Source organism: Burkholderia sp. PvR073 (assembly GCF_054055695.1).
Genome location: NZ_JBSRXO010000008.1, coordinates 1 through 20,414, shown reverse-complemented (window position 1 = coordinate 20,414; position 20,414 = coordinate 1). Strand labels below are relative to the sequence as shown.

General features: G+C 65.6%; 12 protein-coding genes. All 12 read left to right on the top strand.

Features of this window, described 5'->3' with window-relative positions; genetic code table 11:
• Positions 1–13: 13 nt before the first annotated feature.
• The 12 genes from ACVK00_RS22575 (at position 14) to ACVK00_RS22520 (ending at position 20,260) form a co-directional block, all read left to right on the top strand.
• The gene (locus tag ACVK00_RS22575; RefSeq protein WP_354123077.1) at positions 14–2,143 is read left to right on the top strand and encodes a serine/threonine-protein kinase; all 2,130 of its coding nucleotides are present in this window, start codon (positions 14–16) and stop codon (positions 2,141–2,143) included.
• Positions 2,130–3,248, top strand: coding sequence for a type VI secretion system protein TssA (gene tssA / locus ACVK00_RS22570; protein ID WP_284894785.1), 1,119 nt, complete (start codon positions 2,130–2,132; stop codon positions 3,246–3,248). Before ACVK00_RS22575 ends, tssA begins: the two co-directional genes overlap by 14 nt.
• Positions 3,249–3,311: 63 nt before the next feature.
• Positions 3,312–3,866: a type VI secretion system contractile sheath small subunit gene (gene tssB, locus ACVK00_RS22565; protein WP_175659221.1), complete on the top strand. Its 555-nt coding sequence runs from the start codon at positions 3,312–3,314 to the stop codon at positions 3,864–3,866.
• Entirely contained in the window at positions 3,859–5,376 is a 1,518-nt protein-coding gene (gene tssC / locus ACVK00_RS22560) for a type VI secretion system contractile sheath large subunit (protein ID WP_354123076.1), read from the top strand. Before tssB ends, tssC begins: the two co-directional genes overlap by 8 nt.
• Positions 5,377–5,435: 59 nt before the next feature.
• Positions 5,436–5,927 (top strand): Hcp family type VI secretion system effector, encoded by a 492-nt coding sequence (locus tag ACVK00_RS22555; protein ID WP_057927224.1) that lies wholly within the window; start codon positions 5,436–5,438, stop codon positions 5,925–5,927.
• 16 nt (positions 5,928–5,943) lie between these two features.
• Positions 5,944–6,492, top strand: a complete 549-nt coding sequence (tssE, locus tag ACVK00_RS22550) for a type VI secretion system baseplate subunit TssE (protein WP_284894787.1) — start codon at positions 5,944–5,946, stop codon at positions 6,490–6,492.
• 4 nt (positions 6,493–6,496) lie between these two features.
• Complete coding sequence (tssF, locus tag ACVK00_RS22545) at positions 6,497–8,368, top strand: type VI secretion system baseplate subunit TssF (RefSeq protein ID WP_284894788.1); 1,872 nt, start codon at positions 6,497–6,499, stop codon at positions 8,366–8,368.
• Positions 8,365–9,495 carry a type VI secretion system baseplate subunit TssG gene (gene tssG / locus ACVK00_RS22540; RefSeq protein WP_284894789.1) on the top strand — a complete coding sequence of 377 codons (1,131 nt, stop codon included), beginning with the start codon at positions 8,365–8,367 and terminating at the stop codon, positions 9,493–9,495. The genes tssF and tssG overlap by 4 nt, the downstream gene beginning before the upstream one ends.
• A gap of 12 nt (positions 9,496–9,507) precedes the next feature.
• Positions 9,508–12,180 (top strand): type VI secretion system ATPase TssH, encoded by a 2,673-nt coding sequence (gene tssH, locus ACVK00_RS22535; RefSeq protein WP_284894790.1) that lies wholly within the window; start codon positions 9,508–9,510, stop codon positions 12,178–12,180.
• Positions 12,177–14,381 (top strand): type VI secretion system Vgr family protein, encoded by a 2,205-nt coding sequence (gene tssI / locus ACVK00_RS22530; RefSeq protein WP_354123075.1) that lies wholly within the window; start codon positions 12,177–12,179, stop codon positions 14,379–14,381. Before tssH ends, tssI begins: the two co-directional genes overlap by 4 nt.
• A 15-nt stretch (positions 14,382–14,396) precedes the next feature.
• Positions 14,397–15,662 (top strand): hypothetical protein, encoded by a 1,266-nt coding sequence (locus ACVK00_RS22525; protein WP_284894792.1) that lies wholly within the window; start codon positions 14,397–14,399, stop codon positions 15,660–15,662.
• Positions 15,663–15,676: 14 nt separating this feature from the next.
• Positions 15,677–20,260, top strand: a complete 4,584-nt coding sequence (locus ACVK00_RS22520) for an RHS repeat-associated core domain-containing protein (RefSeq protein ID WP_284894793.1) — start codon at positions 15,677–15,679, stop codon at positions 20,258–20,260.
• The last annotated feature ends 154 nt before the right edge of the window (positions 20,261–20,414 follow it).

Below are 20,414 nucleotides of genomic sequence, written 5' to 3'. Positions count from 1 at the left end.
TCGCGAGGTAGACATGAAGGACCCATCGACGAGAGACAACGAGCACGACACGGCAACCCGCGGCGACGCGCCCGAATTCACGGTGCGGCCGCTGCCGCTCGGTCATCGCCTGGGCGAGCTGCAGCTCGACGAGGTGCTGGGCATCGGCGGTTTCGGCATCGTCTATCGCGCGTTCGACCGCACGTTACGGCGCGCGGTCGCGATCAAGGAATACATGCCGTCGATGCTCGCGACGCGCGGCGGCGACTACACGGTGTCGCTGCGCTCCGAGCGGTTCGCCCAGGCGTTCGACGCGGGACGCGGTGCGTTCCTCAACGAGGCGCGCCTGCTCGCGCAATTCGACCACCCGGGGCTCGTCAAGGTGCTGCACTTCTGGGAGAGCCACGGCACCGCGTACATGGTGATGCCGTTCTACGAAGGGCGCACGCTCAAGCAGCTGCTCGACGGCGGCATGCGCATGAGCGAGACGCAATTGCGCAACATCGTCGGCGCGCTGCTCGGCGCACTCGACACGCTGCATCGTGCGCAGTGCTTCCATCGCGACGTCGCGCTCGACAACGTGCTGATCCGCCCGAACGGCAGCGCGATCCTGCTCGACTTCGGCGCGGCGCGCAAACGGATCGGCGATCTCGTCGACGACGGCGCGATGATGATCAAGCCCGGCTACGCGCCGATCGAGCAGTACACCGACGATCCCGCGTTCAGCCAGGGGCCGTGGACCGATCTCTATGCGCTCGGCGCAGTGATGCACGCGATGATCACCGGCGAATTGCCGCCAGCGGCCGTCGTGCGCAGCATCAAGGACACGTACCGGCCGCTCGCATCGCGCGAGTTGCCGGCCGGCGAGGTGTACAGCCCGGCATTCCTCGCGGCGGTCGATCATGCGCTGCAGCTGCGGATTCCGGACCGGCCGGAGTCGGTCGCGGCGTTCGCGGCCGAACTCGGGTTGTGGGATGGCGACCGTTCGTATGGCGCGGCCGTTGCGCCACCGGTGGTCTCGCCATCCGGATTGCAAGCATCGTCGCCGTCCGGGAAAACGGAGCGCCCCGAAGGGCGTGAAGGCGATGGCCAGCGCGCGGAGGACATCCAGCAGGCCGCCCCCGCGGCGCCGACGACTGAAGCGCGTGACGACGCCCGCACACGATCGGCAAGCGCCGCGGCGGACATCGGGCAGCACGGTGCGACGGCTACCGGGAACCTGAACGGAACGGCAGAGCCGATTGCTGGTGCTGCTGGTGCTGCTGGTGCTGCTGGTGCTGCTGGTGCTGCTGGTGCTGCTGGTGCTGCTGGTGCTGCTGGTGCTGCGACATCCGCGTCCTCGTCACGCGCATCGCCACCCCCCCGCGCCCCGCGTCGCCTGGCGTTCATCACGGCGGGCAACCGGCGCGTGCCGGCCTACGTGGGTGCCGCGCTGGTCGCGCTGATCGCAGTCGGCATTGCCGCAACGTATCTGTCGCGCCCGGCGCGGATCGCCGGCGAAGCCGAAGCCGGTGCGAGCGCGCCGCTGGCCAACACGGCTTCCTCGGCCAGCGCGCCGGATGCGATGGTCACGCAGCGCGGTCCTACGCCGATCGTCGTGCCGCCGTCGAGCCTGCCGGCCGGCTCGTCCGCACAGGTGCCGCTGCCGGCGCTGGCCGCCGCGCCGGCCAGCGCACCCGCCGACGCGGCCACGGTTCCCGCGCCGCCGGTCGCGACGGCCGCCACGGACGTCGCCGGCGCCACGCCGCCGCGCTCCGGTTCGGGTTTGACGATCGCGCCGGCCGGCAGCCTCGACGCATCGGAGCGCGTCGTCAACGTGCCGCCGTCGGAGGCCGCCGCATCGCCGTCCGCCCACGCGTCCGTTCCGGCGCGGGCGTCGCCGTCGGAAGCCGACATGGCCGTCGCCGCGGTCAGCGCGCCGGCCACCGTCGAGCAGCGTCAGCCGAAGCAGGAAACCGTCCAGGTGCGCTTCAACGTCCGCCCGTGGGGCGACGTGTACGTGAACGGCGCACGGCGCGGCGCGAGCCCGCCGCTGCGCTCGGTGTCGCTGACACCGGGCGTCTATCAGATCGAGATCCGCAACGGCTCGCTGCCGCCGTTGCACCGCACCGTGGCGATCGACTTCGGCAGCAAACCGGTCAACATCGACTATGCATTCGAATGACGTCAGCCAGGCGGCGCTCGCCGCCGCCGCGTTGTCCTCGCCGTCGCCCGGCCTGCCGGCGGCGACGCCGCGCGCCGATCTGATCGTCCGGCTGCTCGCGGAAGCCGCGCCCGATGCGCCGTGCGGCCCGAACCTCGAATACGACGCCGATTTCCTGCAGCTTCAGGAGCGCGCGACGCCGCGCGCCGAGCAGCAGTACGGCGACACGGTGATTCCGGCCGAGACGCCGGACTGGCGCACGGTCGAACGCCTTGCACTGGCGCTGGGCGAGCGGACGAAGGACCTGCGCGTCGCCGCGTATCTCGCGCGCAGCTGGACCGAGCAGCACGGCATTCCCGGCTACGCGGACGGGCTCGCGGTCGTGGAGGGCCTGATCCAGCGCTGGTGGGACGACCTGCATCCGCGTCTCGACGCCGACGGCGAACCGGACCCGACACCGCGGATGAACGCGCTCGCCGATGTCGTCGGCGCGCACGAGTGTGCACGCGCGGCACGGCGCCAGCCGCTGTTCGACGGCGGTCCGAGCGTGCGCGACGCCGAACGCGTGCTCGACGGTCGCGACGAAGCGGGCGGCCCGGCGGCAGGCAGCCGCGACGGCCTGATCGCCGCGCTGTCGACCGCACGCGACGACGGCCGCGTGCCGATCGATGCGGTGCATGCCGCGCTGCGCGCACTGGACACGATCCGTGCGCGCGTGACGGACCGGCTCGGCAGCGAATGGTCGCCGGACGCGAGCGATACGGAGAAGGCGTTGCAACGCATCGCGCGCGCAATGCCGGCGCCGGCTGCACAGCAGTCCGCACCGGACGCCTCGATTCCGGCCACGCCGACCGCATCCGGCGCTGCGCAAGCCGCATCCGCGCCGGCCGTTTTATCCAACGGACAGTCCTGGCGCGATGCCGAGGTGACGAGCCGCGACGACGTGCGGCTCGGCCTCGACAAGATGTGCCGCTATTTCGAATTGCATGAGCCGAGCCACCCGGCGCCGCTGCTGCTGCGGCGCGCGCAGCGGCTGCTCGCGCTCGACTTCTACGAAATCATCCGGGATCTCGCTCCCGAGAGTCTGCCGAAGCTGGACCTGCTGAGCGGCGAGCGGAGCGAATGAAGCGGGCCGCCGTCCACGCGGCGGCAACGTACACGCAACCTGATCGATGTGAAGGAGTGGGCGATGACGGACAGAACCAAGGCGGCAGGCAGCGGACAGAAGTTCATCGCGCGCAATCGGGCGCCGCGCGTGCAGATCGAGTACGACGTCGAGACCTATGGCGCCGAGCGCAAGGTGCAGTTGCCGTTCGTGATGGGCGTCATCGCGGACCTGGCCGGCAAGCGCGCCGAACCGCTGCCGGACCTGCCGGAGCGCAAGTTCCTGGAGATCGACGTCGACAATTTCGACGAGCGGATGAAGTCGGTCGCGCCGCGCGTCGCGTTCCAGGTGCCGAACACGCTGACCGGCGAAGGGATGCTGAGCGTCGACATGACGTTCGAGCAGATCGACGATTTCTCGCCGGCGGCGATCGCGCGCAACGTCGACGCGCTGCGCCGGCTGCTGGATGCGCGCACCGAGCTGTCGAACCTGCTGTCGTACATGGACGGCAAGCACGGCGCCGAACAGCTGATCGAGCGTGCGATCAACGATCCCGATCTGCTGAAGACGCTCGTGCGCGACCCGGGTGCCGACGCGCCGCGCGGCGCCGCGACCCAACCGGAGGCCCGCGATGAATGACCCTGTCCAGTCCCGCGCCGATACCCGCGACGCACGCAACGCCCCGCAACCGTCCGCCGCGCCCGGCGAGTTCGCCGCGCTGCTGCAGAAGGAGTTCAAGCCGAAGACCGCCGAGGCGCGCGAGTCGGTCGAGCGCGCGGTGCGCACGCTCGCGCAGCAGGCGCTCGAACATACGGTCGGCATGACGACCGACGCCTACGGCAGCGTGAAGCAGATCATCGCGGAGATCGACCGGAAGCTGTCCGAGCAGATCAACCAGATCCTGCATCACGACGAATTCCAGGCGCTCGAAGGCGCGTGGCGCGGCCTGCATTACCTCGTCACGCACACCGAGACCGACGAGTTGCTGAAGATCAAGGCCTTGCCGGCGTCGCGCAACGAGGTCGGGCGGATGCTCAAGCGCTACAAGGGCGTCGCGTGGGACCAGAGCCCGCTGTTCCGCAAGATCTACGAGGAGGAATACGGGCAGTTCGGCGGCGAGCCGTTCGGCTGCCTCGTCGGCGACTTCTACTTCAATCACAGCCCGCCGGATGTCGAGATGCTCGGCGAGCTGTCGAAGATCGCGGCGGCCGCGCACGCGCCGTTCATCGCGGGCGCGTCGCCGGAGCTGATGCAGATGGATTCGTGGCAGGAGCTGTCGAACCCGCGCGACCTGACCAAGATCTTCCAGAACACCGAATACGCGGCGTGGCGCAGCCTGCGGCAGTCGGAGGATTCCCGCTACGTCGGCCTCGCGATGCCGCGTTTTCTCGCGCGGCTGCCGTATGGCGCGCGCACCAATCCGGTCGACGAATTCGACTTCGAGGAAGACACCGACGCCGCGAATCACGACCGCTACACGTGGGCGAATTCGGCTTACGCGATGGCCGCCAACATCAACCGTTCGTTCAAGCAGTTCGGCTGGTGCTCGTCGATCCGCGGCGTCGAGTCGGGCGGGGCGGTGGAAGGGCTGCCAAGCCATACGTTCCCGACCGACGACGGCGGCGTCGACCAGAAATGCCCGACCGAGATCGCGATCAGCGACCGCCGCGAGGCCGAGCTCGCGAAGAACGGCTTCATGCCGTTCGTGCACCGGAAGAACTCGGATTTCGCGGCGTTCATCGGCGCGCAGTCGCTGTACCAGCCGGCCGAGTATCACGACCCCGACGCGACCGCGAACGCGCGGCTGTCCGGCCGCCTGCCTTACCTGTTCGCGTGCTGCCGGTTCGCGCACTACCTGAAGTGCATCGTGCGCGACAAGATCGGCTCGTTCCGCGAACGCGACGACATGGAGCGCTGGCTCAACGACTGGATCATGAACTACGTCGACGGCGACCCCGTGAATTCATCCCAGGAAACCAAGGCACGCAAGCCGCTGGCGGCCGCGCAGGTGGTCGTCGACGAGGTCGAGGACAACCCCGGCTACTACACGTCGAAGTTTTTCCTGAGGCCGCACTACCAGCTCGAAGGGCTCACCGTGTCGCTGCGGCTGATTTCGCGACTGCCGTCCGCGAAGGCGGCGAACGAATGAGCGGCAACGGGCATTCAACCCGGCATTCAACCTGATTTCGCACCGAAACGGAGATGGCAATGGGCGTGGCAATGTTTATGAAGGTGGACGGCGTGACCGGCGAATCGGCGGACGCGCAGCACAAGGGCTGGACCGACATCGAATCGTTCACGTGGGGCGCGAGCCAGCCGGGCGCGATGGCAAGCGGCAGCGGCGGCAATGCGGGCAAGGCGAGCTTCAACGATCTCGTCGTGGCCGCATACATGGACAAGGGCGCGCCCGCGATCATCAAGAACTGCGCGAGCGGCAAGCACTTGCCGAAGGTCGAGATCTCCGCGTGCAAGACCGGCGGCTCGCAGATCGAGTTCATGCGCGTGACGCTGCAGGAAGTGCTCGTCACGTCCGCGCAGGTCGCGGGCATCGACCCCGGCGACGCGGCTGACCGGCTGATGATGCACTACGGCTTCCAGGCCGCGAAGGTGAAGAAGCAGTACTGGCAGCAGAACGACAACGGCGGCAAGGGCGCCGAGGTGTCGGTCGGCTGGAACATCAAGGAAAACACCGAGATGTGACCGCGGAGCGATGACGATGGACGACCCGAATGCCCGCGACAGCCGGCACGGCGGCATGCGCGACCGGCTGCAACCCGCACTGCTCGACCGGCTGACCGACGACGCGCCGCAGCGCACGACCGATCTGCCCGGCACGCAATGGATCGGTGCCGAGCGCCTGCGCGCGGCCGTGCTGCGCGATCTCGCGTGGCTGCTCAATACGCGCAACGCCGAGGACGGCTTCGTCGACTGGGCCGCGTTCGCGCACGCGCAGGCATCGGTGCTCAACTACGGGATGCGGCCGTTCGTCGGCAAGCCGATGTCGGGCGTCGAGCGGATGTCGGTCGAGGCGTCGATCCGCGACGCGATTGTCCGCTTCGAGCCGCGCATCGCGCCCGACAGTGTCGAGGTCCGCAGCATCGCCGATGCATCGGACCGGCGCGCCGGCGAACGGCGTCACTACGTGCTGCTGTTCGAGATCCGCGGCACGCTGTGGTCGATCCCGCATCCGGTCGAATTCGTGCTGCGCTCCGACCTCGATCTCGAGACGGGTGCGATGTCGCTGCAGTCGTCAGCGGGAAACTGACACGATGGATACGCGCCTGCTCGACTACTACAACCGCGAACTCGCTTACCTGCGCGAACTCGGCGACGAATTCGCGCAGCAGTTCCCGAAGGTCGCCGCGCGGTTGCGGCTCAACGAATCGGGGCCGCCCGATCCGTACGTCGAACGATTGCTCGAAGGCTTCAGCTTCCTTACCGCGCGTGTGCAGCTGAAGATGGACGCCGAGTTTCCGCGCTTCACCCAGGCGCTGCTCGATGCCGTGTATCCGGGTTACCTCGCGCCGTTGCCGTCGATGGCGATCGTGCGGTTCGCGCCGATGCTGAACGAAGGCAGCCTCGCGCAGGGCTGGCGGCTACCGGCCGGCACCGCGCTGCGCGCGCGGCCGGCCGCGTCCGAGCAGACCGCGTGCGAATTCCGCACCGCGCACGAGCTGACGCTGTGGCCGCTCGAACTGACCGATGCGGCCGTCACCGGTGCGCCGTCGTGGCTGCCGCGCGGCGCCGTGCCGGCGCGCCAGGACGTGCGCGGTGCGTTGCGCATCCGGCTGAAGGCGCGCGGTGGCGCCAAACTCTCGCAACTGCCGCTCGAGCGGCTGACCTTTCATCTCGCGGGCCCCGAGCGCGACGCGCTGCACCTGCTCGAACTGATCGCTGCACATGCGCTCGGCGTCGTCTGCCACGATCCCGGGCAACCGCCGCGCTGGCTGCACGCGCTCGACGCCGATACGATCGTCCACGAGGGTTTCGATCCGGCGCAGGCAATCTTGCCCGACGACGGACGCAGCTTCCACGGCTATCGGCTGTTACGCGAGTATTTCGCGTTTCCGGCGCGCTTCCTGTTCTTCAGCATCGGCGGGCTGCGCGCCGCGCTTGCGCGCGCCACCGGCGACGATTGCGAGCTGACCGTGTTGTTCGACCGGCACGATGCGACGCTCGAGGCGGCCGTCGATGCGCGGCATCTGGCGCTGAACTGCACGCCGGCCGTGAACCTGTTCGCGCGTCGCGGCGATCGCATCCCGGTGCAGCCCGGCGCGCGCGAGCATCATGTCGTCGTCGACCGCAGCCGGCCGCTCGATCACGAGATCTATGCGGTGCAGCGGCTCGCGAGCGAGCAGCGCGACGACGGCCAGTCGCGCGAATTCCGGCCGTTTCACGCGTCGTTCGCGAGCGACGACGGCAACTACGGCGCGTACTACACGGTGCGGCGCGAGCCTCGGCTGGTATCCGCGCAGGCACGCGCGAACGGCACGCGCACGGGTTACGTCGGCAGCGAAACCTACGTGTCGCTCGTCGACAGCCAGTGCGCGCCGTACGACGAGACGATGCGCTACCTGTCGGTCGACACGCTGTGCACGAACCGCGATCTCGCGCTGCTGCTGCCACCGGGCGATGCGAACGCGTTCACGCTGCGCATCTCGGCGCCCGTCGAGCGCGTCGTCGCGATTCGCGGCCCGTCGCGGCCGCGCCCGCCGATCGCCGACTCGCAGACGGCCTGGCGACTGATCCGCCATCTCGGGCTGGCCCGGCAGACACTGACCGATCTCGACGACGAGGAGGGCGCGCATGCGCTTCGTGAGCTGCTCGGCCTGCACGCGGACCCGGCCGATGCCGCGATGCGCCGGCAGATCGACGGCGTGCGACGCGTCGCGTTCTCGCCCGTGTTCCGGCGGCTGCCGGCGCTCGGGCCGCTGATGTTCGGGCGCGGTGTGCAGGTCGACGTGACCGTCGACGACCATGCGTTCTCGGGCGACAGCCCATTCCTGCTCGGCGCCGTGCTCGAACAGTTCTTCGCGCGGCACGTCTCGATCAACGCGTTCGCCGAATGCGTGCTGACCAGCGCGCAGCGTGGCATGCTCGCGCACTGGCCGGCGCGCATCGGCAGGCGGCCCGCGATATGAAACACGGCACGCCGCCCGGCGCTCGGCCGGCCACCGAAGCCGCACGCCGCGATGCGTGGTGGGCGCGATTGCGCGCCGCGCCGCATGGCTACGACCTGTTCCAGGCATTGCGCTGGCTCGACGCGCTGTCCGCCGGCCGCGCACCGCTCGGCCATGCCGCGCGGCCGCGCGACGAGCCGGTGCGGCTCGGGCAGCAGCCGTCGCTCGCATTCGCCGCGTCGATGCTGGCCGGCGTACCCGACGATGGCGGTGATGGCGGCGGCACCGCGCGGCCGCGCATCGCGATCCACGGTTTCGGGTTGTTCGGACCCAACGGACCGCTGCCGACCCACCTGACCGAATACGCACACGAGCGCGCAGCCCAGCACGACGACCCGACCTTCACCGCATTCGCGGACCTGTTCCATCACCGGCTGATCCTGCTGTTCTACCGGGCATGGGCCGACGCGCAGCCGACGGTGAGCCTCGATCGCCCGGGGCGGGCGCGATTCGACGCGTATGTCGCGAGCCTGATCGGGCGCGCCGCGCATGGCGACGGACCGGCGCGGGCCGATGCCGGACCCACGGATGCCGACACGCTCGCGCCGCATGCGCTCTATTTCCATGCGAGTCATCTCGTCCGGCACACGCGCAACCCGGAGGGGCTCGTGCAGATCCTGCGGCGCCATTTCGGTGTCGACGCGCGCATCGTCGAGCATGTGCCGCGCTGGGTCGCCATCGAGCGCTCGCAGCGCTGCGTAATCCGCGCGACGCGGCCAACCCTGCGCGTCGGCGGCGTTGCGCTCGGCATCGCGGTGCGCGATGCGCAATCGCATTTCCGGATCGTGCTCGGGCCGCTGTCCCTCGACGCGTACCGGCGCTTCCTGCCGGGCGGCCCGCACGCGCGGCAACTCGCGCACTGGGTGCGCGAATACGTCGGCATCGAGTTCGACTGGGACGTGCAGCTCGAACTGGCGGCCGACGCGGTGCCGCCGATCGCGCTCGGCGCGCCGCACGGCCTCGGTCGTGCGGCGTGGCTCGGGCAGCGGCTCGAAGCGGGGCCCGCGCGTGATCTCGTCGTCCGTTACGACGCGCGCCGTGGCGGCCCGCCGCGCACCGGCGCCGCCCTTCATCGCGAAACCGCCTAAACGGGGACCGTCATGTCCGATATCGGCCGCGTCAACCTGTTCGGAAAACTCGATCCGCTCCTCTACGAGACGCTCGAGCAGGCAACCGGATTCTGCCGGCTGCGCGGCAATCCTTACGTCGAACTCGCGCACTGGCTCAAGCAGCTCCTGCAGCGGCCCGACGGCGACCTCCAGCGCGTGCTGCGTCGGTTCGAGATCGACGAGGCCGCCATCGAGCGCGGGTTGGTGAGTGCCCTCGACAAGCTGCCGCGGGGCGCGGGATCGGTGTCGGACCTGTCCGTGCACATCGACGACGCGGTCGAGCGTGCGTGGGTCTATGCCACCTTGAAATACGACGCGACGCGGATTCGCGGCGCGGTCCTGCTGCTCGCGATCCTGAAGACGCCGCAGTTGCGCAACGTGCTGTACGCGATCACACGCGAGTTCGAGCGCATCGTGCCCGACGTGCTTGCGGCCGAACTCGCATCGATCGTCGACGGCTCGCCCGAGGCACAACCGGCTGCGCGTGTCGATGCGGGTTCTGGCTCGGGTTCCGGCTGCGCCACGATGCACGGTGTGCCCGCCGCCGAAGGTTCGGCCCTGGCACGCTTTGCCGTCGACCTGACCGCCCGCGCGCGGGCCGGCGAAATCGACCCCGTCGTCGGGCGCGAGGCGGAGATCCGCCAGATTGTCGACATCCTGCTGCGGCGCCGGCAGAACAACCCGCTGCTGGTCGGTGAAGCGGGTGTCGGCAAGACGGCCGTCGCGGAAGGCTTCGCGCTGCGGATCGCCGCAGGCGACGTGCCGCCGTCGCTGCGCGACGTCGCGCTGTACCTGCTCGACATCGGGCTGCTGCAGGCCGGCGCGAGCGTGAAGGGTGAGTTCGAGAGCCGGCTGCGCGGTGTGATTGACGAAGCGATGTCGTCAGAGCGGCCGGCGATCCTGTTCATCGACGAAGTCCATACGCTCGTCGGCGCGGGCGGGGCGGCCGGCACTGGCGACGCTGCGAACCTGTTGAAGCCCGCGCTCGCGCGCGGCCTGCTGCGCACGATCGGCGCGACCACCTGGTCCGAGTACAAGCAGTACATCGAAAAGGATCCCGCGCTGACGCGGCGCTTCCAGCTCGTGCACGTGCTCGAGCCCGAAGAAGCGGCCGCCGTGACGATGCTGCGCGGCCTCGCCGCGAAGCTCGAAGCGCACCATCGCGTGCTCGTGCTCGACGACGCGCTGCAGGCTGCCGTGACGCTGTCGCACCGGTATATCCCCGCGCGGCAGCTGCCGGACAAGGCGATCAGCTTGCTCGATACGGCTTGCGCGCGCGTCGCCGTCAGCCAGCACGCGCTGCCCGCGCCGATCGAGGACGCGCGCCGGCGTATCGACGGCCTGCGCGTCGAGCGTGAACGGATCGGGCGCGAGTGTGCGCTCGGCAGCGGCGACACCGCTCGGCGTGACGCGATCGATGCCGAGCTTGCCGCCGTGCAGACAGAACTCGACCGGCTCGACACGCGCTGGCAAGCCGAGCGCGATGCGTTGACGGCGATTGTCGAGTCGCGCGCCGCGCTCCTCGACGACGAGCCGTCGCATGAGATCACCGCCGCCGCACGCGCCGACATTCAGGCGCGTCTGGCCGCCGCGCAGCAGGCGCTGGCCGAGATGCAGGGCGACGCTCCGCTTGTACTGCCCGCCGTCGACACGCATGCGGTCGCCGCTGTCGTCGCCGACTGGACCGGCATCCCGCTCGGCCGGATGGTGCGCGACGAGACGCAGGCCGTGCTGAAGCTTGCCGAGACGCTAGGCGAACGCGTCGTCGGCCAGCGCCATGCGGTCGAGCTGATCGCCGAACGGATTCAGACCGCGCGCGCGAAGCTCGACGATCCGACCAAGCCGCACGGCGTGTTCCTGCTGTGCGGGCCGTCCGGTGTCGGCAAGACCGAGACCGCGCTCGCGCTGGCCGACACCCTGTACGGCGGCGAGCGCAACGCGATCACGATCAACATGAGCGAGTTCCAGGAGGCGCACACGGTATCGACGCTGAAGGGCGCGCCGCCCGGGTACGTCGGCTACGGACAGGGCGGCGTGCTCACCGAGGCCGTGCGCCGGCGGCCGTACAGCGTCCTGCTGCTCGACGAGATCGAGAAGGCGCATCGCGACGTGCACGAGATTTTCTTCCAGGTGTTCGACAAGGGCTGGATGGAGGATGGCGAAGGGCGCGACATCGACTTCCGGCATACGGTGATCCTGCTGACCTCGAACGTCGGTGCCGATCGCGTGATGCAGCTGTGTCGCGATCCCGAGCGTCTGCCCGACATGCAGGCGCTTGCCGATGCGCTGCGCGCGCCGCTGCTCGACGTGTTCCCGGCCGCGCTGCTCGGCCGGCTGACCGTCGTGCCGTACTACCCGCTGACCGATGCGACACTCGCGCGCATCGTCGAACTGCAGTTGCGGCGCTTCGAGAAGCGGATCGACCTGCATCACGGGATCCGGCTCCGCTGCACCGACGCGGCGACCGCGCTGATCGTCGAGCGCTGTCGGACGATCGAATCCGGCGGCCGGATGGTCGACGCGATTCTCACGCATACCGTGATGCCGCGCATCGGTCGCGCGATTCTCGAGGCCACGCTCGAAGGGCGCGTGCTGGGGGCGATCGAGGTAAGTGCGGCCGGCGGCGAATTCGCATATCGGTTCGACGAGGAGGAGGCGACTTGAATCGCGTATTCACACTCGACAGCCCCCACGGCGACGACCTGAAATTCCATACGCTCGACGGCAGCGACGAACTCGGCCGTCTGTTCGAATTCCGGATCGAGGCGCTGGCGGACAGCCACAGCCTGTCGCTGAAGGACATGCTCGGCAAGCCCGTGACCGTGCGAATCGAGCAGCAGGATCGTTCGACGCGCTACCTGAACGGGATCGTCGCGCGCGCGACGCTGGCTGGCCGGCGCGCCGAACGGCACTACGGTTACGAGCTGATCGTGCGGCCGTGGCTGTGGCTCGCGACGCGCCGCTCGGACTGCCGGATCTTCCAGAACCGCACCGTCCCCGACATCGTGCAGGAAGTGCTGGCGCCCTATGGCTTTCCGATCGAGAACAAGCTGACTGAATCCTATGTACCTCGCGAGTACTGTGTGCAGTACAACGCGACCGATACGGCTTTCGTGTCGAGGCTGATGGAATTCGAGGGCATCTATTTCCATTTCCGGCACTCGGCGGACAATCACACGCTCGTGCTATGCGATGCGATGTCGTCGCACGTCGCGTTGCCCGGCTACGAAACGATCCCGTACATCGCCCAGGATCGCACGGCAATCGCCGACGAGGAGCGCATCGACGTGTGGCTGCCCGCGCAGGAAGTGAGCATCGGCAAGCATCAGACCACCGACTACGACTACACGAAGCCGCGGGCCGATCTATCGACGCAGAAAGTCGCTCCGCGCGGCCACGATCACGACAGCTTCGCGTCGTTCGAATGGCCGGGCGGGTATCGCGACGATACGCCGGGTGCGCATTACAGCCGCGTGCGGCTCGAGGAACAGCAGGCCGAGCACGAGCGCGCGAGTGCCGAGGCGGACGTGCGGGGGGCGGCGCCTGGGTATCTGTTCATGCTCGAGCATTGTCCGCGTGCTGACCAGAATCGCGAGCATTTGATCGTGCGGTGCCAGTACCGCTTTCAGGAGAATGCTTACGCGAGTGATCAGGACGCGGAGGCCGTCGTGCATCAAACGATGATGATCGTGCAGCCGTCGAGCCTGCCGTATCGGTCGCCGCGTCTCACGCCGCGGCCACACACCAATGGGCCGCAAACGGCTACCGTCGTCGGGCCGCCCGGCGAAGAAATCTGGACCGATCAGTATGGGCGCGTGAAGCTGCAGTTCCGGTGGGATCGGTATGGGCAGAGCAACCAGGATTCGTCGTGTTGGGTGCGGGTGTCGAGCCCTTGGGCCGGCGGTGGGTTCGGCGGGGTGCAGATTCCGCGTGTGGGCGATGAAGTTGTGGTCGATTTCCTGAATGGCGATCCGGACGAGCCGATCGTGACGGGGCGGGTTTACAACGGCGAGAAGATGCCACCGTGGGGGCTGCCGGGCAGTGCGACGCAAAGCGGGTTGCTGTCGAGGTCGTCGCCGGGTGGGACGACTGACCATGCGAACGCATTCCGGTTCGAGGACAAGAAGGGCGCCGAGCAGCTGTGGATGCACGCGGAACGGAATTTCGATGCGGAGACGGAGGCCGATCACACGCTTTCTGTCGGGAACAACCATACGCATACGGTCGGAAACGACGAGACGATGCAGGTGAAGAACAACCGGCAACGGAGTGTGGGGCAGAACGAGTCGGTGAATATCGGGCAGAACAGGACGGCACAGATCGGCGGAAACGAGACGCATGGCGTCACGGGAAGCCGCACGCGAACCGTCGGACAGAACGAAACCGTGACGATTTCCGCGAACCGCGATGCAACCATCGGCGGCACGCACAGCGAGACCGTCGCGAAGAGCAAGACGGAAACGATCGGCGAAGGCAAGACATTGAACGTGACGCAGCTATATCACACGACGTCGCAGGACATGAAGACGCAAGTTGCGTCGACGCATACGGAAGAGATCGGCGCACGCACGTCGACGATCGCGAACGCGCACACGCTCACGGTCGGTGCAGACCACACCGTCAACGTCGGCGCGAACCACACGACCAGCGTGCAGCATCAGGTGCTGGTCACGGCCGGCGACCAGCTGGTGCTGATGTGCGGCGCATCGAGCATCGTGATGAAGCGCGACGGCACGATCGCGATCCAGGGGATCAACGTGACCTCGACCGGCAAGGAAAGCCACACCGTGAACGGCAAGACGGTGACGTCGTCGGCGACCGGCGAGCACACGGTGGAAGGCACCGTTTTGAAACTGAATCCGTGACGGAGGTTCGCCCCGATGCAGAACTGGCAGCCGACCAATCCGGTGGAGCGCAGGTTCATGGATGCGCATGCGGACTGGATGAGTTTCGCGCGGGAGCGGGACGCGCGATTGATGATCTGGCAAACCGACGAGACGGATGCGCAACTCGTGCGTCTTTATTTCCAGGTTCAGGATGAAACGTCGTGCGCGGTGCGGACCATGCGCGCGCCGTTCGTCGACGAGTCCGGCTACGCGAAGGCGCTGATCGACGAACTGATCGCGTTCTACGACAGCCGCCGCAACGCGTCCGGCGCGCAGGGGATACAGGCCGACTGGCAGCCGCCATACTTCGACGGTAGCGATCCGGTGCGGTATCTGCTGACGGTAGCCACCAGCCTGATCGAGCATCACCCGGACGTGTTCCCCGCGCTGGTTTTCGTGCTCGAGCCAGACCGCATGGATGACGAAACCGCGTGGGTAAGGTGGATCGATCGCTTGATGTCGACCCTCGTCGCATCGCCGCTATTCGGCGAGCGTCTGCGCTTCGTCGTGCCGCGGACGAACATCGAGTCGATCGCACCACTGGTTCAGCATCATCCGATCCTCGTCCGCATCGTGCACGGTCGATATTCGATGGCCAGCGTGCCGCGCGAACTTCTGGCCGAATCGGGTGAGCGCGGCGCAAGCGGCGAATTCCGTCGGTTGTTCGTCACGATGAGCGAGGCGATCGAAGGTGGCAGTCCCGCCCGGCTCGAGGCACTCCGCACCGCGGCGCTGAAAGTGGCCGAGCGCGAGAAGTGGTTCGACCAATGTGTCGTCGTGCACTTGATCGCAGGCGCGGCCTATTTGAAATGGCGCGATCGCGAGCATGCGATCGACGCGTACCAGCACGCCGCCGGCAGTGGCATGCGCGCGGTCGATGCGGGCCATCCGGCCGGACACAAGCTCGTCGCCAACGGCCTGTTCGGCGAGGCGAGTGTACACCTGACGCATAAGGATCACGCGCGAGCTGCATATTGCTACGAGCGGGCGGCAGCCTCGATGACAGCTGCGCACGATGCACTGATGACTGTTGAGGCGTGGCGTATGAGCGCACTGTGCTGGGAGCGGGCAGGGGAGCGCGAACATGCGCTGAAAGCGGGCTTCAACGCGCTCGACGCCGGGTTGTTGCTCGACGACGCGACCCGCGTCAATAGCAACCTGCAGCTCGTCGTCGAATGGATGGTGTTGCAGGTCGGCGCGTTCGACCGGCGTCGTGCCGAACTCAGCGAGAAAGTCACCGCATTGCGCTGCGGCCGGTGAACGGGGAGGGTGCGATGGGATTACCCGCAGTCAAACATCTCGATCCAGTCGTCGGTGTCGACTTGCATTCGGTGTTGGTCGCACCGAGCCCGACGCCCGTATTTCTGCCGCATCCCCATATCGGGTTCATGCTGGATCTGCGCGAGTACGTGAACGCCGCGCTGGGCGTCATCGGCGCAATCGCCTTCACGATCCTCGAGGAGAAGGCTGTCGAGTATCTCGAAGCGCATCCGGATGACGCGAAGAAACTGGACGACGTGGTCATCGCGATCTCCAACGAAGCCCAAAAGCTGGCAAGCGATCCGACCGTAGCGCAGGCGCTGAAGGGCGCGGCAATGGCCGCCGACATCGCGAATGCGGCGGGCGCTGGCGTCGGGATGGGCGGCATCGCAGGTCGGCCGATATTCGTGAACGGGATGCTGCGAGCGACAGCCGGCACGCACGCGTTTCATGTGCCGTCGCTGCATTTTCCGCTCGGCGAATCGTTTGCGCCGCCCGACCCGGATCCGTCGAACGATGCGGAAGCGTACATGGGCAGCAAAACCGTGCTCGCGAACAACGATCCGATGGCCTTCCTTGCGCTGCCGGCGATGAGCTGCTGGGCGGTCGGCCTAGAACCACCGATGCACTACGGCGCGCATACGAAGCGCGTACATCTGTCGCTGCCGACGTCGTTCATGTTGCCGATTCCGACCGGACGACCCGTGCTGGTGGGCGGGCCGCCGATTGTCAACATGGCGGTGCTTGCGAAGGGCTTGTTCAAGGCGTTCCGCGGGTCGAAATGGGCGAAGACGCTGGCGCACAAGCTGCATTTGAAGCCAGGTTTCTTGCGGTGCAAGGTGCTGGGCGCCGATCCGGTTGATATGACCACTGGAGAAGTCGTCACGCGCCAGCTCGATTTCTCTGTGTCAGGACGTCTGATACTCAAGTGGGAGCGATGCTATGCGAGCAATGATCGATATGTTGGCACGACGGGATTCGGTTGGCAGACTCCGGCCGACATTCGACTGGAACTGATTTGGCACGACGGTGCGATCGGCGTTGTAGCGTACTTTCCCGGCCAAGTCACTGCCTTCGACATGGCACCAGACGGTGAGGGCTGGTCCGCACGTGTATATGATTGGCAGCATGGCCACGCGCTTTACAGACGAAGCGACCGGTTGGTACTGCGCACGCGCGAAGGCATTACATTCGAATTCCCGCTTCCGGCTCGCTGGCAATTTGCGACCGCCACGTTAGACGCCGATACTCGCATCCCGCTGCTTCTCGCTCGCATCGCCGATTGTCACGATAACGCGTGGGAATTCGAGCGTGAACATGATGGTGGTCTACTGCGTATCGTGGAATGCGAAGGTCACAACGCTACGGGACGCACGATCGAATGCGATATATCCAGAGACGGAGCCGATCGGCTGATGACGATGTTGACACTGGTTGACGCGGATCGGCGCACATATCGGCTTGTGACATACGAGCACGACTACCGGAAGAATCTGATTGCGGTAGTCGATGCGATGGCATTCCCGCATCTGTTTTCGTATGACGCCAATCATCGGATGGTGGGTCACGTGAGCCCACGGGGCACCGCTTTCCATTACGACTATCGTCAGGATGATGAGGGAGTATGGCGTGTCGAGCACGCCTGGGGAGATGGTGGGCTGCTCGATTATCGATTTGTCTATGATACGCAGCACATGGAAACGCGTGCGACCAATTCACTGGGCTATACGACCATCTTGCAGCTCAATGAACGTAGCATGCCTGTGGCCGAAATCGACGGCCTTGGCGGCACGACCAGCTATCGATACGACGCCCAAGGGCGAACGAGTTCCGAAACTGACCCGCTGGGACGCGTACTCTCGTGGGAATACGACGGGGTCGCCAATTTGCTTGTCCAGACACAGCAGGACGGCGGCGTGGTACGAACCGAGTATGACGCAGAACACCGGCCAATATGCGTAACCGCTCCAGATGGGCGTCAATGGCGTTACCAATGGAGCGAGCGTGGAAACCTGCTCGCCCAAACATCGCCGGGGCAGGCGACTTCGCGATATGAGTACGACCTTCATGGTCAACTCCGGTCGCACACGAGCCCTCGTGGTGCGGTCAAGCAATTCAGCTTCGATCGCGACGGTAACATTTCATCAATAACGGACGAACGCGGTAATCAAACACGGTATTTTCACGATGGTCGTGGGAATTTGGTACATATCGTCAGTCCGTCGGGACAGGTAAGCGACTACGAATACGACCGTAGCGGTAAGCTGTGTCGTGCAGCCGAGTCATCCGGTCGTGAAATTCGTTGCAGCTACGACGCGAGCGGCAATCTGATTCGGCTGAGCGACTTCGGCGGCAACGTAACCGAGTTCGAATATTCCGCATTGGGGCGACCCGCCAGGCAGTTCATGCCGGACGGCAGCATGATCGAATATCAATACGACCTCGAAGGTCAATTGATTGCGGTCGTTAACGAACTCGGTCAAGAGTATCGCCTGCAACGCGACGCGTTGGGCCGAATCGTACAAGAAATCGACTTCTGGGGGCAGGCACGTCACTACGAATACGATGCGGCTGACCGTTTGATTCGCAATACGGATGCACTGGGACGCTCCATCCACTATGAGGTCGATGTGATCGGGCGCGTAACGCAAAAGCGGGTTCCCGATGCAGGAAATGCTGGCGAATGTCGCGTCGAAACATTCCGGTATGACGCTCGCGGCTGCCTGGTGGCCACCGAATGTGCCGACAGCCGCATCGATTTTCGTTACGACGAGGCCGGACGACTGGTCAGGGAATCGCATGACGACGGCTTCGAAATCGTCCATCGCTATGACGAGGAGGGCAACCGCATCGAACGCCGGACGCGCATGGAAGTAGGTCGTGAAACAGTTTCGCGCTGTGTGCGTTACATCTATGATTCGTCTGGCAATGTCGCATCGATTCAGGTTGACGGCGCGACACCCATCGTATTCGAAAGGAACGAGCGCGGACAGATCGTCGACGAACGCCTGGGTGACACTGCACGACGAGAGTCGACATATACGTCGGATGGAACGCTCGCGAAGCAAGTCTTTTCCACCCATACCGGCGCTTTCTTTGTCGCCGAATACTTCCATGATGCAAAGGGCGAACTGATCGAAAAGCGTGACACGCGCGCCGGCATCGACCGATTTCAATACGATCCAGCGGGAAAAATCACGGCATATCTGGATCCGGCAGGGAGGATTCATCGGTTTTCCCATGACCCGGCAGGCAACCTGCTCGTAACTCAAGTTCGCGAAAGAACTGAGGTTGAGGACACCTGGCAGAGCAACGCCTGGTCTCGATACGGAAATTACGACGGCTGCCACTATGCGTTCGACAGGGCGGGGCATCTCATCACCAAACGGAGTGCAGATCAAACGCTCGTGCTGCGCTGGGATGGGGATGGATTATTAACGGAGACGATCACCACACGCCACCCGATGATCGCCGGGCATGAGGCGATGATCTTCCGCGTCAATTACGAATATGACGTGTTTCACCGGCGTATCCGAAAGTCTACGTCTCTTTCGGGCCGAGGCCATGTGACCTCTCGGAACTGCCGCTTCTTCTGGGACGGGGATACGCTCATTGGTGAATCGGTGTCTGTGGATGATGATGCCAGTTCGATTCGAGAATGGATCTGCTATCCCGGAACGTCCTGGCCCCTTGCATCGACGCATTTGCCAACCGCACAAAACAGTGTGGAATCCGCGAAGGTCGAGCCACAGCAATCCGTTTCGTCCGGTCCGGTCTGGCATTATTTCGACACGGCGCCCAACGGCATGCCGATTCGCGCTATCGATTCGTCCGGGCAGATTGCATGGGAGGGCGATCATGCCAGTGGATGCGGTATCAACGCTGTCGCCTCGCACGACGATGCAATTCAGCCGCTTCGACTGCAGGGACAATACTTCGACTCGGAAACGGGGCTGCACTATAACCGGAACCGCTACTACGATTGTCCCACTCGACAATTCATCAGTCCGGATCCCATCGGGCTTCTGGGGGGACACAATCTTTACGCGTATGCTCCGAATATCGTTCGCTGGTCCGATCCCTCCGGCCTGGTTAATAATTTCGAACTGGTTCAGATACCGGGGTTTCTCTCGCACCCGCTGGGAGAAATGGGAACACAGTGGATGCGCGATGGATGGAACTCTGGAGATCCTCGTATCCGCGAGAGCATTCTCGAGGGCTACCAAAATTTTGGCGGAATATTACGGCCCGACGGCTCCTACGAATTTACGTTCAATGTTCCTGGAGGAGACCACACGGAAAACGCGCTGAACCTGAGTAGCGGCGGAACGCTTCTGTCGGAGCGTCGGCCTTGTTTCCAAAAGGCCAGAGGCGCCCTGGAACCGTGCGATACGCTGGTACGTCGCAGTCCGGTTGAACAGGTCATACATTTGTATCGAGCCAACTACACTCAGAAGAGCTTGGATCAGGCGAAAAACAGATTAACAGTTGCACGTAACCGATTGATAGTAATGTTTCCCGACGAGCAAATTCCCACTCGCTTTTCAGGCACTTTCCTGCGCAAGCTCAAACATTGGACATGCCCCGAAGGCAATTGAGACAGACTACGGAAGCGCCCATCAGATTTTACATAACGTGAATTATCGACATTAAATCGTGTAATGGCTAGATTGAAATGTCCGCTTTTGGCTACATAGAAATGTCCGCTTTCGTGCCGCGTAAGCTGAACGGCCGCCGGGTGTCCGGCGCCGG

Coding starts and splice junctions, on each gene's coding strand:
- tssF (WP_284894788.1), top strand. CDS start 6,497: ATGGATACGCGCCTGCTCGACTACTACAACCGCGAACTCGCTTACCTG.
- tssA (WP_284894785.1), top strand. CDS start 2,130: ATGCATTCGAATGACGTCAGCCAGGCGGCGCTCGCCGCCGCCGCGTTG.
- tssC (WP_354123076.1), top strand. CDS start 3,859: ATGAATGACCCTGTCCAGTCCCGCGCCGATACCCGCGACGCACGCAAC.
- tssH (WP_284894790.1), top strand. CDS start 9,508: ATGTCCGATATCGGCCGCGTCAACCTGTTCGGAAAACTCGATCCGCTC.
- tssE (WP_284894787.1), top strand. CDS start 5,944: ATGGACGACCCGAATGCCCGCGACAGCCGGCACGGCGGCATGCGCGAC.
- ACVK00_RS22555 (WP_057927224.1), top strand. CDS start 5,436: ATGGGCGTGGCAATGTTTATGAAGGTGGACGGCGTGACCGGCGAATCG.
- ACVK00_RS22520 (WP_284894793.1), top strand. CDS start 15,677: ATGGGATTACCCGCAGTCAAACATCTCGATCCAGTCGTCGGTGTCGAC.
- tssG (WP_284894789.1), top strand. CDS start 8,365: ATGAAACACGGCACGCCGCCCGGCGCTCGGCCGGCCACCGAAGCCGCA.
- ACVK00_RS22575 (WP_354123077.1), top strand. CDS start 14: ATGAAGGACCCATCGACGAGAGACAACGAGCACGACACGGCAACCCGC.
- ACVK00_RS22525 (WP_284894792.1), top strand. CDS start 14,397: ATGCAGAACTGGCAGCCGACCAATCCGGTGGAGCGCAGGTTCATGGAT.
- tssB (WP_175659221.1), top strand. CDS start 3,312: ATGACGGACAGAACCAAGGCGGCAGGCAGCGGACAGAAGTTCATCGCG.